Annotated in this window: 13 protein-coding genes; 8 read left to right on the forward strand and 5 right to left on the reverse strand. The window is 44.3% G+C overall.

Going from position 1 to position 14430, the window contains the following annotated elements; genetic code table 11:
• Positions 1–87 precede the first annotated feature (87 nt).
• Positions 88–918, reverse strand: a complete 831-nt coding sequence (fdhD, locus tag R7O12_RS02770) for a formate dehydrogenase accessory sulfurtransferase FdhD (RefSeq protein WP_213907655.1) — start codon at positions 916–918, stop codon at positions 88–90.
• Between the two features lie 53 nt (positions 919–971).
• A complete protein-coding gene (locus tag R7O12_RS02775; RefSeq protein ID WP_005376096.1) occupies positions 972–1856 on the reverse strand; it encodes a LysR family transcriptional regulator in 885 nt (294 codons plus the stop codon).
• Positions 1857–2522: 666 nt separating this feature from the next.
• On the opposite strand from R7O12_RS02775, the gene R7O12_RS02780 reads away from it, so the two are divergent.
• A complete protein-coding gene (locus tag R7O12_RS02780; protein ID WP_213907656.1) occupies positions 2523–4847 on the forward strand; it encodes an FdhF/YdeP family oxidoreductase in 2325 nt (774 codons plus the stop codon).
• 195 nt (positions 4848–5042) lie between these two features.
• A complete protein-coding gene (locus tag R7O12_RS02785) occupies positions 5043–5519 on the forward strand; it encodes a DM13 domain-containing protein (protein WP_005376099.1) in 477 nt (158 codons plus the stop codon).
• A gap of 198 nt (positions 5520–5717) precedes the next feature.
• On the opposite strand, the gene R7O12_RS02790 is transcribed toward R7O12_RS02785, so the two are convergent.
• Positions 5718–6167: a YkgB family protein gene (locus R7O12_RS02790; protein WP_005376100.1), complete on the reverse strand. Its 450-nt coding sequence runs from the start codon at positions 6165–6167 to the stop codon at positions 5718–5720.
• A 146-nt stretch (positions 6168–6313) separates the two neighbouring features.
• On the opposite strand from R7O12_RS02790, the gene R7O12_RS02795 reads away from it, so the two are divergent.
• Positions 6314–7114 carry a PhzF family phenazine biosynthesis protein gene (locus R7O12_RS02795; RefSeq protein WP_176311567.1) on the forward strand — a complete coding sequence of 267 codons (801 nt, stop codon included), beginning with the start codon at positions 6314–6316 and terminating at the stop codon, positions 7112–7114.
• A gap of 136 nt (positions 7115–7250) precedes the next feature.
• Positions 7251–7949 carry an aspartate/glutamate racemase family protein gene (locus tag R7O12_RS02800; RefSeq protein WP_176311566.1) on the forward strand — a complete coding sequence of 233 codons (699 nt, stop codon included), beginning with the start codon at positions 7251–7253 and terminating at the stop codon, positions 7947–7949.
• Positions 7950–8016: 67 nt separating this feature from the next.
• Here R7O12_RS02800 and R7O12_RS02805 read toward each other — a convergent pair whose 3' ends face one another.
• On the reverse strand, positions 8017–9720 hold the full coding sequence (locus tag R7O12_RS02805; RefSeq protein ID WP_104976080.1) for an FAD-dependent oxidoreductase: 1704 nt from the start codon (positions 9718–9720) through the stop codon (positions 8017–8019).
• Positions 9721–9871: 151 nt separating this feature from the next.
• Between R7O12_RS02805 and R7O12_RS02810 the strand changes: the two genes are divergently transcribed.
• Genes R7O12_RS02810 through R7O12_RS02820 form a run of 3 tightly spaced genes read left to right on the forward strand, consistent with a single transcriptional unit; the run spans position 9872 to position 11036 of the window.
• Positions 9872–10162: an ArsR/SmtB family transcription factor gene (locus R7O12_RS02810; RefSeq protein WP_005376206.1), complete on the forward strand. Its 291-nt coding sequence runs from the start codon at positions 9872–9874 to the stop codon at positions 10160–10162.
• Positions 10163–10167: 5 nt separating this feature from the next.
• Positions 10168–10581: a YeeE/YedE family protein gene (locus tag R7O12_RS02815; RefSeq protein ID WP_254901900.1), complete on the forward strand. Its 414-nt coding sequence runs from the start codon at positions 10168–10170 to the stop codon at positions 10579–10581.
• Positions 10582–10595: 14 nt separating this feature from the next.
• Positions 10596–11036 carry a YeeE/YedE family protein gene (locus R7O12_RS02820; protein ID WP_318125604.1) on the forward strand — a complete coding sequence of 147 codons (441 nt, stop codon included), beginning with the start codon at positions 10596–10598 and terminating at the stop codon, positions 11034–11036.
• A 36-nt stretch (positions 11037–11072) separates the two neighbouring features.
• Here the strand turns inward: R7O12_RS02820 and R7O12_RS02825 are convergent, their stop codons facing one another.
• Positions 11073–11936, reverse strand: a complete 864-nt coding sequence (locus R7O12_RS02825) for an endonuclease/exonuclease/phosphatase family protein (RefSeq protein WP_064369248.1) — start codon at positions 11934–11936, stop codon at positions 11073–11075.
• A 309-nt stretch (positions 11937–12245) separates the two neighbouring features.
• Between R7O12_RS02825 and nrdD the strand changes: the two genes are divergently transcribed.
• Entirely contained in the window at positions 12246–14366 is a 2121-nt protein-coding gene (nrdD, locus tag R7O12_RS02830) for an anaerobic ribonucleoside-triphosphate reductase (RefSeq protein WP_138940298.1), read from the forward strand.
• Positions 14367–14430 lie beyond the last annotated feature (64 nt).

Raw genomic sequence — 14430 nt, forward strand, 5'->3', positions numbered from 1 at the left:
GCTAGCTATCAATCGCGAATGAGAAACAAACAACAGAGACCCAGAGGTCTCTGTTAGAAATATTAGGAATTCGGCTAGGTTGACGTGTTAAGGCGCAGGGCTGTATAGACGCGGCGAGCCGTGTTTTGGTAAGTGAATTAGGTTCAAATGGTTTCTTCTTGCCCATTCGACGGTTAACGCTGTAGGTGCAGATAAGCAAACCAGAGTGGGGATACGCGCGCGAACGGCTTTGTGGATCAACTCCAAGCTGCAACGGCTTGTCATGATAGCGAAGCCACTTTGAGGTTCGATGTGATTGTTGGCAAATGCGCCAATCAACTTATCTAGCGCGTTGTGGCGGCCGATATCCTCTCGGCACAACTTGATGTTGCCTTGTAAATCTGCAAATAAGGCGGCGTGTAACGCGCCAGATTCACGTGCGGCTTCTTGATGCAGTGCGACTTTGTCTCGCAGCCCTTCAAATACATCGGAGCGCGGAGGAAGAGACGGTGTTAGCGGTGCTAAATCAGGCAAAGCTTGTTCCAGAGCCTCGACACCACAAATGCCGCATCCGGTTGTGCCGGCAAGATTCCGGCGTTGTGTTTTTAAAGCCCAGAAAGCGCGGTTGCTGATTTCCACTTCCGCATAGTGAGATTCGTGATCGCCACCAACTTCAATGTCTTTGATCTCTTTGAAGTCGTGGACGATGCCTGTGCTTAGGCTAAATCCTTTCACGAAGTCTTCCAGATGGCCTGGCGTCACCATCATGACCGCTTGGCTAATGCCGTTGTAGCTGATAGCTAAGGCGGATTCACTCGCCAGCGACATTTGTTGCACTGGGCGGCCATCAATCAATTCTCGGTAATTGAACGCACTTGGTTGAGGTGGTGCTTGATTGAAATCGGACAGTTCAAAATAAGATTGAGTAGTACATCTCATGAAATCACCTCATAAGCCGTTATGTATGCCAAAAATTGACGTGTGGGTTGTTGTTATCGATTGAATATGTTTTTCGCTTCTGCGAAGCACTGATCGGTTAGCGCGGAGAAGGGTTCTTGTTTTCGCTTTAACAAACCTAGCGGGGCGTGAACGGCGGCTTCTTCGATAGGGATAATGCGAAGCGTATCGTTCAACTCTTCCAATCCACAGTTTAGCGGCATAATAGCGCAACAAAGGCCACTGGTTACTGCTTGGATCAAGTGAAAGGTGGAGTTACTTTCAATGACGGTTTGCGGAACCAGCCCTTTACTCACAAAGCTAAGATCAATTGAGTGGCGATAGTGCATACCCTTCGAAAGCAGCCCTAGCGGAATGTTATTGAGTGACTCCCACAACACTTCAGATTCGGCAAAATCGAAATGACGCTCATCGAATAATACGCCAAGTTTTGTCGAGTCGAGCTCGATAACATCGAAGTAAGCGGTGTTAACTTGATCGACATAACACATCCCCAAATCTAGTTGATTGCGATTGAGTTGGTCTATGATCTGTTCGGTCGTCATGGAGAGTATTTGAAAGCGTAACTCAGGGAACTGGTGAGCTAATGGTTTGAGCAATTGCATCGGGTTTTGGCTGGCGAGTGGCACCATTCCAAGCCGAAGAGAGCCGACCAACTGACCACGGCAGTTGGCGGCTTCAGCTTGCAATCCATCATGAGCTGCTAAGACGGTTTTTGCCCAAGCTAAAATGCGTTCTCCTGCTTCAGTAAACCCTTCAAATCGTTGACTTCTTTGGATTAATTCGAGATCGAGTTCTTCCTCTAAGCTTCGGATTCTCATGGACAAGGTAGGCTGCGTAATGTGGCACAATGCGGCGGCTTGACCAAAGTGTTTGGTCTGTTCAAGTGCGATGAGATATTTAAGTTGTTTGATATCCATAATGGCTTGTTAACCTTGCGTTGTGAGTCACATGTACGGGAGAACTCCCTAAAAAGGGCACAGCACTACCGTACTTTTTAAGCGCTGGAGCGTTTTAACTGGGGAATGGAAAACCAAAACCAAGTCAAGAATAAAACCACACTCAAAATTGATCTGAATCAAGGCTATTCCTGATATTAATTAGGGTCAAATTTAAAGTATCTATAGTGTGATAGATATTATCTATTATCAAGAGTGCCGATTTTATTGAGTTTGTTAAGCGAGCTAGGTGGAATCGGATGGGAAAACGATTAACCTCATAAATTGTATTGATTAAAAATGTGATGACCGTCAGTGGAAAAATTCGTCATAGATTTTGTTTATCACTCGGTCAGGATTATCAATTGGACGCATATTGAATAACGACTTAATCTTTGATTTAGATCAAGACGCAACAATGCGAATTGAATCTACCAGTCTTAGAAACAGTAGGCGGGTATCCGATATCAAGAATCTAGATAAGTAAACGCTCGGACAAGCGAGAGCATGTTGAGTGGTTACTTATTTGGATTAAAAAATACATGGATTAGAAACTAAGCCCTTCAATACTTCCGCATTATCTCAATAAATAACGCGCTTGTTTTCACGGGCACCCTGCTTGCTGGTATATCTGCGAGGAGTAAAGTCGTGAGCCAAAAAGAACAAATAAAAACATACAAAGGTCCAGCTGGTGGTTGGGGTGCACTGAAAGCCGTAACCAGAAGTTGGTGGGGCAGTGAAAATGCAGTTAAAAACATTCGCACTATGCTCAAAACCAACCAAAATGGCGGTTTCGACTGCCCGGGATGTGCATGGGGTGAGTCGCCAGATAGCGGTAAAGTCAATTTCTGTGAGAATGGCGCGAAAGCGGTAAACTGGGAGGCGACCAATCGTCTGGTTGATCCTGAGTTTTTTGCCAATCACAGCGTTTCTTCTCTCTCAACGCAAACCGATTACTGGTTGGAATACCAAGGCCGTATCACGCACCCAATGCGATACGATGCCGAGTCCGACCACTATGTGCCTGTCTCTTGGGATGAGGCTTTTGCACTTGTCGCGAAACATCTCAATCAATTGGATTCACCACACCAAGCTGAGTTTTATACCTCTGGTCGTGCAAGCAACGAAGCGGCGTTTTTGTATCAGCTATTTGTGCGCGCATTCGGTACCAATAACTTTCCAGATTGTTCCAACATGTGTCACGAAGCCAGTGCAATAGGGATGAAAGACACCATTGGCGTTGGTAAAGGCACAGTGATCTTTGATGATTTTGAAGAAGCTGATGCGATTTTCGTGATTGGTCAAAACCCGGGTACGAACCACCCACGAATGCTTGAACCTCTGCGTGAAGCGGTAAAACGTGGTGCACAGGTTATCTGTCTAAACCCGCTCAAAGAGCGCGGATTAGAGCGTTTCCAAAACCCACAAATGCCGATTGAGATGTTGAGTAACGGCTCAGAGCCTACAAACACGGCGTACCTGCGTCCTGCTTTGGGCGGAGACATGGCTGTATTTCGTGGCATCGCGAAATTCTTGTTGCAATGGGAACGCGAGGCATTGCAAAACGGTGGCAAAGCGGTATTTGATCGTGAATTCATCAAGCAACACACAACAGGTATTGATGAGTATTTGGCTGAAGTGGACGCAACCTCTTGGGAACACATCGCGGAACAATCGGGTCTTGATTTAAGTGAAATCGAGATGGTGGCGAGCATGTATCGACGTGCAGAACGTGTGATCATGTGTTGGGCGATGGGGTTGACTCAGCATCGTCACTCTGTGCCAACCATTAAAGAAGTCGCAAACGTGCAAATGTTACGAGGTAACGTTGGTAAGTCGGGAGCGGGGCTTTCACCAGTGCGTGGTCACAGTAACGTTCAGGGCGACCGTACGATGGGCATTGATGAAAAACCTTCAGATCTGTTGTTGGATCGCATTGAAAGTCGATTTAACTTTGCCGTCCCGCGTGGTGAAGGCCACAACACTGTGCAAGCCATTAAAGCGATGGAAGAAGGGCAAGCGAAAGTATTTATCGGTTTGGGCGGTAACTTTGCACAAGCAACGCCAGACACAGAACGTACGCACAACGCGATGCGAAACTGTAATTTAACCGTACACATTTCGACGAAGTTAAATCGTTCTCACCTTGTCACAGGTAAAGATGCGCTTATTCTTCCATGCTTAGGCCGTACTGAGATTGATCAGCAAGCGACTGGCCCACAAGGCGTGACGGTTGAAGATACCTTCAGCATGGTACATATCTCATTTGGTCAGCTAAAACCGCGTTCGGAGCATTTGCGTTCAGAACCAGCGATTATTGCCGGTATTGCCAATGCTACACTCGGGGCAAAACCAATTGATTGGTTGTGGGCGATTGAAGATTACGACCGTATTCGCGATTTGATTGCCGACACGATTCCGGGCTTTACCGACTTTAACCATAAGCTTAAACACCCGGGTGGATTCCACTTGGTAAACCCAGCTGCCGAGCGTCGATGGAATACACCAAGCGGCAAAGCACAGTTCAGCTCTAGCGAGTTGCCGAAGCAGTTGATCAGCGAAGCGATACTCGAAAAAGGCCAAAAGCCAGATTTGATCTTGCAAACCATGCGCTCACACGACCAATACAATACGACACTTTACGGCTTGAATGACCGTTATCGTGGAGTATTTGGTATGCGCGAAGTGCTGTTTATCAATGAAGAGGATATTCGTAAACTCGGTTTTGAACCGGGAGACAAAGTGGACATGGTGTCATTGTGGGAAGATGGCGTTGAGCGCCGTGTGAGCGGATTTACGCTTGTTGCCTATGATGTACCAGCAGGTCAGGCGGCGGCTTACTATCCAGAAACAAACCCATTAGTTCCTTTGGACAGTTATGGGGATAGAACGTTTACGCCAACCTCTAAGTTTATTGCGATAAAATTGGAAAAATCGATATCCGATAAGATCGCTTTGGTGGAAGCGGAATAGTGACCAAACCGGCACAACGACATTTCCGATAAGCAAACGGCTGATATTAATTATCAGCCGTTTTTAATTGCGCTCAGTCTGCATTTAGTGCGCATAGCTTGTGTATAATGTTAATGACATTATGCTGCTCGATAATAGACAGATAAGGCCGATTTGAATCTAAATTCAAGTAGTAAAACTAATAAGAAGATGCTTATGACCTTGAAAAATATAATTAAATTAACAATCAGTCACTTAGTGGCAGTTTCTATTGGCATTGCGATAGGTATCTATACTTTACCGATCCTTATTGCACCACCTGCGCCGACCGATGAGCAAGTTGCTAAGAGTAAGCAAGGTGCAGAATACAGCGCAGTGTTTAAGAGGGAACTCAAAGGTAGCGATGCTTTTCATTGGGGAGAGGGAGAGATTCATTTGAGTTCTGAAGTCATTACGTTGGTAGGAAAACTCGCTCCCGGACCAGACTATAAACTCTATCTATCTCCTAAGTTTGTCGAAACGGAACAAGAGTTTAATGACCTTAAATCTGAGATGAGCTTAATTGGTGATGTCAAAACGTTCGATAACTTCGTTGTTGAGGTTCCTCAAAGCACTTCAATTTCTGAATACAATACGGTTGTTGTATGGTGCGAGACATTCGGTGAGTTCATTACTTCGGCAAAGTATCAATAAACCTTAGCAGTAGAGTGAAAGGCTTTTCTTTTCACTTTACGCTAGGATGTTGTTTCGCATAATTAAGAGGCAAAGACTCTTAAACATTCTAAATTTAAGAGCCTTTATTTAGAGTTATTGACAGAACCATTCGACTTGTAAGTCGTTTGCACCTTTCAGGCTACGTTCTGGAAAAACAAGATTTCGAACTATTTAGAGTTATTCTCTGTTTGGCTTGTTTCGTTCGATGACGCTAATCGCAATGGCTAAAAATAGAATATCTTTTACTAAAAAGAAGTTTGTCACCAAAACCCCATCAGACACTTTCCATGTATTCGGTGTCGTAATTAGAAAGCTGAGTGTCGCAAGAAAAATAATTGCGGCGGCTATGCCAGAAAAATAAGCGACTCGTGTGTTTTTAAGGCCAACGATTAATCCAATAGCGACAATGATTTCTGTTGCGCCAATGATGTTTGATACGGCTTGAACTGACATCACATCATACAACCAACTCATCAGAAAATGATTTTCAACGAGCGGTTGTATAAGCTTGGCCTCTGTAGGTGTGAATTTATAAATACCAATCCATATTAGAACTAAAGAAACGCCGAAAACTCCGATAAGATATCCAATTGAGTCACATTGATGATGGCTTTTTACGTTTTGCATAATTAACTACATTCTCCTGTTTGTTAGCGCTTCCAACAAGACCTATAAGGTTGGTAGAAAATTTCATAGGTTTTTTCGCTCAAACAACAGATATTAAAAATCACGTGATACAGAATTACGTGTTTGATAGAACTTAAGGATATTTCGTGGAAGTTAAAATTTTTCAGGTTGACTCGTTTACATCAGAGGTTTTCAAAGGTAATCCCGCGGGTGTTTGTATCACAGAGTCAAGCCTTGATGAGGAAACGATGTTGGCCATCGCGGCCGAGATGTCGTTATCTGAAACTGCATTTCTGTCACTCAGTACAATGCAACTTCGTTGGTTTACACCGAGGACGGAAGTTGCTTTGTGTGGACACGGCACACTTGCAACGGCGCACGTTCTGAAAGAGCAGGGGTTATATAATACTGGAGATACGATTGAGTTCGTTACGCTATCTGGGGTTTTAACCGCACAACTCGATCATGAAGAAATTCATTTGGTGTTTCCTGCTCCAACTTTAGATATGCGAGCGAGTATTAACAAAGACTTACTTCATGGTTTGGGGCTAGATGCCGCCAATGTAGTCGCCTACGGTCAGTTTGATAATAAGCAGTTGATCGTCATTAATGATGAATTTGTGCTTGAACAGCTCGACCCTGATTTTGGTGTGCTGCTTAAACAAAAAGGTCGTGGTGTCGTCATCACTGCTCAATCAAGCACTGACGCCGATTTTGTCTCTCGATACTTAGCGCCTTGGGTGGGTGTTAACGAGGACCCAGTTACAGGCTCTGCACATTGCGCTTTATGTGTTTACTGGGCTAAAAAGCTCAACAAAAAGCAACTGAAAGGCTTCCAAGCCTCTAAGAGAAGTGGGGTCGTTCATACAGAGTTGTTAAGCACTGAGCACGTTAAACTTTCTGGAAGTGCGGTAACGATATTGCGAGGATATATGAGAATCGCGTAGCGGTCCCTGTGGGAATGATTTTATTTTCGTGTTACCCAATGCTCAATAGTGAATACGCTTGAATGCTTCTTATTTAAGTGGTTAATTTTGTTTGTAACCCCCCTGACACGGTGGTGTATAACGATTGGAGAGTTATATGAAAACTATCGGCCTTCTAGGTGGTATGAGCTGGGAGTCGACGCTTAGCTATTACAAATTGATCAACGAAGGAGTAAAAGAGGCGTTAGGCGGCCTAAATTCTGCAAAAATTTGTATGTATAGCGTGAATTTTTCAGAGATAGAGAAGCTTCAACATCAAGGTAAATGGGAAGAAACGGCAAGCATTCTATCTGATGCTGCATCTTCAATAGAAAAAGGGGGCGCTGACTTCATTCTTATTTGTACTAACACAATGCACAAAGTTGCGCCTCAAATTGAAGCCAGTATTAATATCCCCATACTACATATCGCAGACGCGACTGCTGAGTTACTTCGTGAGAAAGGGGTTCAAAAGGTCGGACTCCTTGGTACTCAATTCACAATGGAGCAAGACTTTTATAAAGGAAGGCTTTCAGACCTCTATGGGCTTGATGTCATCATTCCCGATCAAGACGACCGCTCTAAAGTACATAACATTATTTATAAAGAGTTATGCCAAGGTGAAATCAAAGAGGAGTCAAGGACGATATACTTGCAAATTATTGAAAAACTAAAAGAGCAGGGAGCTGAAGCTGTGATTCTCGGGTGTACTGAAATTGCCTTACTTGTAAACCAAAGTCACACCGATGTTACACTACTCGATACCACTTCTATCCATGCTCAAGCAGCAGTCCGTTTGGCAATTGAAGGTGAATGATCTACGCTTTCTTTCCTGCAAAAAAAGAGAAAACCAAGCACGTGGTTTTCTCTTTTTTATTATCAAGTTATAAGCGAGCAAATTTGAGAGTTCTGTATCCACCAATCAAGTTGCGGGCTTTGTAACCATTGTTGACCAGCTGACGGTATGCTACGTTACCGCGTAACCCAACTTGACAGTAAATCACGATCTCTTTGTCTTTAGGAAGTTCGTGCATGCGACGACGTAGTTGATCGACAGGAATATTAATTGCACCTTCAAGATAACCAACGGACTCCAATTCACCAGGATTACGAACATCAAGTAACAGTTGGTCTTCTGTCAGTGAATCCATTTCATCATAATGAATTGCGGTCGCATCGCCTTTGATGATGTTATTTGCCACAAACGCCGCTTGGTTAATTACATCTTTAGCAGAGCCATAAGGTGGCGCGTAAGTTAGCTCGAGGTGTTGCAGTTGCTCTACCGTCATACCAGCACGCTGAGCAACTGCCATTACGTCGATACGTTTATCAACACCGTCTTTACCTACTGCTTGCGCACCTAATATTTTACCTGTTACTGGATCAAACAGCATTTTGAATGACACGGTTTCTGCACCTGGGTAGTAACTCGCGTGACTTGCTGTATGCACATACACTTTTTCATAAGCGATGTTTTCACGTTTCAGCTGTTTCTCGTTTTTACCAGTAGAAGCGACGGCTAAATCAAAAATCTTACAGATCGCCGTGCCTTGCGTACCTTGGTAAGTTTCTTGGCGGCCAAGCATGTTGTCTGCTGCCATTCGGCCTTGACGGTTTGCCGGGCCCGCAAGTGGCACTAGAGTTTGCTCGCCAGTCACAAAGTCTTTCTCTTCTACCGCGTCGCCGACAGCGTAGATCGAAGGATCGCTGGTTTGCATGTATTCATTGGTATAAATACCACCAAGAGCGCCGATTTCTAAGCCAGCTTCTTTCGCTAATTTGGTCTCGGGGCGAACACCAATTGCCATAATCAAAATATCGGTGGTGAGTCTTTCACCGTTGTTTAGTGTTAATTCCAATTCACCTTCTAGATGTTGGTGTTTTTCGCTCTCACCAGAGTCGAAACTTGCCACGTGCTCGTTAGGTACGAATTTCACCGACTCAAGTGCGACGCCAAGTTTAAGGTCGATGCCTTTCTCACGAATTTCAGCATGTGCGAAGCCAGCCATTTCACGGTCAACGGGCGTCATCACTTGATCCGCCATTTCAACTAATGTGGTTTTTATGCCTAGCTGGTGGAAGGCTTCCATCATTTCCAAACCGATAAAACCACCACCAACGACCGTAGCGTGTTCAACTTTGTTGGTTTCGATCGTTTTAATGATGCGATCCATATCTGGAATATTGCGCAGCGAGTGCGTTAACGGGTTATCAATACCCGGAATAGGCGGCACAACTGGACCTGCGCCAGGGCTGAGTAGAAGAAAGTCGTAGCTCTCTTGGTATTCCGAGCCATCAAGCAAATTCTTAACCGTAACCGTTTTGTCTTGACGGTTAATAGAAACCACTTCGTTCATCACACGGACATCAACATTGAAACGCGCTAAAAAGCTCTCAGGCGTTTGAAGAAGCAGTTTGCTGCGCTCTTGGATATCACCACCAATGTGATAGGGTAAGCCACAGTTTGCAAATGACACAAATGGACCGCGTTCAAACATAATGATTTCTGCATCTTCACTTAAACGACGAGCGCGAGCTGCTGCAGATGCACCTCCAGCAACCCCACCAATAATCACGATTTTGCTCATGGATTTCTCCTGCTGAATGATCGAAAACGCCTACACCTTACTTAAATAAATTAGCTGAGTCTAATGTTATTTAATCTACATTAGCATTGACTTAATAATATTAATTAGTAATATCTAATGAAATGTAATGTAGTAATGAAGAGGCATAAGAATGGGCGACAGTATGCTACAAAGTGCGACCGAAGCGAGTGAGCTGCTTAAAATTATGGCTCATCCAGAGCGCCTAATCGTGATGTGTAAGCTGATTGAAGGCGAGAAAGGGGTCGGTGAACTGTTTGAAGGTTCATCATTAAGCCAATCTGCTTTTTCACAACATCTCACCGTATTGAGAAAGCACGACATCATTAAAGCTAGGAAGGTTTCTCAGCAGGTATTTTATTCAATTTCTGATGAAAGAGTTGGTCCGCTGGTTGAAGCGTTTAAGCAAGTTTTCTGTAAGTAATTAGTTTGGCGGATGCTATGTTTGAAGTTCCTTGGATGTCGCTTTTGGGCGGCATAATAGTTGGCGTATCAGCGATAACACTGATGCTATTTACTGGCAAGACTGCTGGGATCAGTGGGATCTTAAACGGTGCCGTTGAGAGCGCAGACCGCGTTTGGCGAATTGTTTTTTTAATTGCGATGGTATTAGGTGGCTTGTTTGCTGTTTATGTTCTTGGCGGGCATGTACCAGATCAGTACAGCGGTTCTCTTATTTTAGTTATCGTTGCTGGCTTGTTAGTCGGTGTTGGTACGCGTATCGGCAATGGTTGTACTAGTGGCCATGGTATTTGTGGGATAGGGCGTTTCTCAATCCGTTCTGTGGTCGCGACGTGTACTTTTATGGCCACAGCCATGTTAACCGTCTTGCTAGTATCGTGAGGAATAGTGCCGTTATGAAAACTCATGTAATGAAAAGTATTAAGCAAATGTCCGTTGTTGCATTTTCTGGTGTGCTCTTTGGTATTGGTATGGTGGTCTCTGGTATGGCTGAACCGGCAAAAGTGATTGGCTTTCTCGATATTACTGGAGCATGGGATCCAAGCTTAGCCTTTGTAATGGGCGGAGCACTTGTTGTGTTCGTTCCTGCTTATCTTTTATTAATAAAGCCAAGAAGCGAATCTGTGTTTGGTGATGAGATTGTATGCCCAACTTCTAAAGCGATAGACAAAAAGTTAGTCGGTGGTGCTGTACTGTTTGGTATTGGTTGGGGCTTACTGGGTGTGTGTCCTGGTCCTGCGGTTGCCAGCCTTATTACTGGCAACACACAAGTTCTGCTCTTTATAGCGGCAATGTTGGCTGGGTCATTCACCGCTAAAAGAGTGGTTCGTCAATAAAGAAAGTACTTCAACGTTAAAAATAGTACTTAAACGCTAAAAAGTGAGTGTCGTAGAAACCGGGCAATGGTCACTCAGTTTATAGTCGAGTACATCTTGTGTTTTGAAAACGGTTTGAACACCAGACGACGCCTTTAAATCACCACTCACAATAATGTGGTCTATCACCGAGCGGAATTGGTGGGTTTTATTCGGATTACGATTAGAACGCACTTTACATTCCGCTTTAGTGTCTTTAGTCACTAGCTTTGCACTAGTATTGTCTGATATCACGTCCCATAACCAATCTCCTTGATAACCCAAGTTGTGGTTAAAGTCGCCAAGCACGACATAATGTTGTTTGTTGTCCTCGCGCGCCTTTATCCACTTAGCTAGTGCCTGTCCTTGTTGTTTCACTATCTTACAATCGCGGTTATTACGATACGCGCCACTGCAACCCGCTTTCAGATGTACAGAGAGTAGGTGAGTCTCGTTTTCTTGGTTTGGATTTAAAACAAGGTAGCTCGCGAAGCGCAGCTTGCTGTTGCCTCGTGTGATAGAGAAGTCTGGCTTGTCTAATACGCTTACGCCATTGCGCACGGCAAAGCCTGTGTATTGGTTGGTGTCGTTAAACTGAAGGTGTCGGTTGGAGGCGTTTGAACGATCGGAAAGATAAATAGTGAAGTCATTGCCAACAGCTTTTTGCATTGCAGCGACGCTTTCGACTTCTTGAAAAGCAAGAATGTCGGCTTGTGTTTTATCCACATAGTGGGTCAGTTTTTCAAAATCTTGTGGTGTTCTCGACACTTTTCCACCATCTATAGATAACCATTCTATGTTCCAACTGGTTAGATTGATGGAGTTTTGAGCAAATGAAAGAGAACTAAAAAGTAATATTAACGTAACAAAAAGTGATCGCATTTTGGCCTGTTGCACTCCTATCTTTTAGCGTATTCCTTTCCATCCTTTATCCTACAAGACCTCCAAAAATAGCAAGTAGATTTAGTACCAATTTTGCAATTTTCATGGTTTTCTTCGCAACTGAGATCAACGCCAATAAGATCGATTTCTTCTTGTTCGCTAGCCAATCTTTATTGATCAAAATCAATGTTTTTGAGTGGTGCTTCTCGTTAAATACGCCACAATATATTGTGTTGCTAGAATAAAAAATAACCCCATATAGTGTGTTTGTGGATAACTCTGTGAGTATGCTCGGGTAAGGAGAACAAGGTGAAACCAATCGTAATCAAACGCGACGGATCAAGAGCTCCGTTCAACAGGGATCGTATCCAAGCAGCAGTTGAAGCAGCAGCGGAAAACAAAGATAAAGATGTCGCTATTTATGCTCTTAATGTGGCTCTTGCTGTCGAGTTACAGTTAAGAGAACACGATGAAGTTCACATCCATGAGATTCAAGACTTAGTCGAAAATGAACTCATGCAAGGTCCTTACAAAGCCCTAGCGCGTTCTTACATTGAATATCGCCACGATCGCGACATCGCTCGTGAGAAGCAAAGTGCACTAACTCGCGAAATCGAAGGTTTGATTGAAGAAAGTAATCTGGATCTAATCAACGAGAACGCGAACAAAGACGGCAAAGTAATTCCGACTCAACGTGACTTGTTGGCTGGTATCGTAGCGAAACACTACGCGAAGACGCACATTCTTCCTCGCGATGTGGTTCAAGCGCACGAAGTGGGTGACATTCACTACCACGATTTAGACTACGCACCGTTCTTCCCAATGTTTAACTGTATGCTTATCGATCTTAAAGGCATGCTGACGCATGGTTTTAAAATGGGTAACGCTGAGATTGATACGCCAAAATCAATTTCGACTGCAACAGCGGTAACAGCACAAATCATTGCTCAAGTCGCGAGCCACATTTACGGCGGTACAACCATCAACCGTATTGATGAGGTTCTAGAACCGTACGTAATCACAAGCTACGAGAAACACCTAGAGATTGCAAAAGAGTGGAACATTGCTGAGCCAGAAGAGTTCGCAAAAGCGCGCACTGAGAAAGAGTGTTACGACGCATTTCAATCTCTAGAATACGAAGTAAACACGCTGCATACAGCGAACGGTCAAACCCCATTCGTTACGTTCGGTTTTGGTCTTGGTACAAGCTGGGCATCACGCCTGATCCAGAAATCGATTCTGAAGAATCGTATTGCAGGTCTAGGCAAGAACCGTAAAACAGCGGTATTCCCTAAACTTGTATTCGGCATCAAAGATGGTTTGAACCACAAATCAGAAGATCCAAACTACGACATCAAGCAACTTGCGCTTGAGTGTGCGTCTAAGCGTATGTACCCAGACATTCTTAACTACGACAAGGTAGTGGAAGTAACCGGTTCATTCAAAACGCCAATGGGTTGCCGTAGCTTCCTTGGTACTTACGAAGAAAACGGTGAGCTGATTCACGAAGGTCGTAACAACCTTGGCGTCGTGAGCTTGAACCTTCCTCGTATCGCTATCCGTGCAAACGGAAGCGAAGAGAAATTCTACGAGCTTCTAAATGACCGCCTACGTCTTGCTCGTAAAGCACTAGAGACACGTATCTCTCGCCTTGAAAACGTGAAAGCACGTGTGGCCCCAATCCTATACATGGAAGGCGCATGTGGTGTTCGCTTGAAAGCAGACGACTCAATCGCAGATATCTTCAAGAACGGTCGTGCGTCTATTTCTCTTGGTTACATCGGTGTACACGAGACAATTAACGCGCTATTCGGTACAGAAGCGCACGTTTATGATGACGCTGTTTTGCGTGAAAAAGCGGTCGCTATCATCAAGCATCTAAAAGATGCTGTGAATCAATGGGCTGACGAAACTGGCTATGGCTTCAGCTTATATGCAACGCCAAGTGAAAACCTATGCAGCCGTTTCTGCCGCATCGATGCAAAAGAGTTCGGTGTGATTGATGGCGTAACAGACAAAGGTTACTACACCAACAGCTTCCACTTGGATGTAGAGAAGAAGGTGAACCCATACGACAAGATCGACTTTGAGATGCCTTATCCAGAAATCTCAAGCGGCGGCTTTATCTGTTACGGCGAGTTCCCGAACATGCAACGCAACGTTGAAGCACTAGAAAACGTATGGGATTACAGTTACACCCGAGTGCCTTACTACGGTACAAACACGCCAATTGATGAGTGTTACGAGTGTGGCTACAACGGCGAGTTTGACTGTACAAGTAAAGGCTTCACTTGCCCAAGCTGTGGCAACCATGATTCAACCAAAGTATCAGTAACACGTCGAGTTTGTGGCTACCTAGGCAGCCCAGATGCACGCCCGTTTAACTTCGGTAAGCAAGAAGAAGTGAAGCGCCGAGTTAAACACCTGTAAGGTTTACTACCACTCGTTTTAACACTTTGAAAATCAACTTTAAACAGGTTGATTTTCTCTTTCG

This window comes from Vibrio sp. Vb1574 (assembly GCF_033338675.1).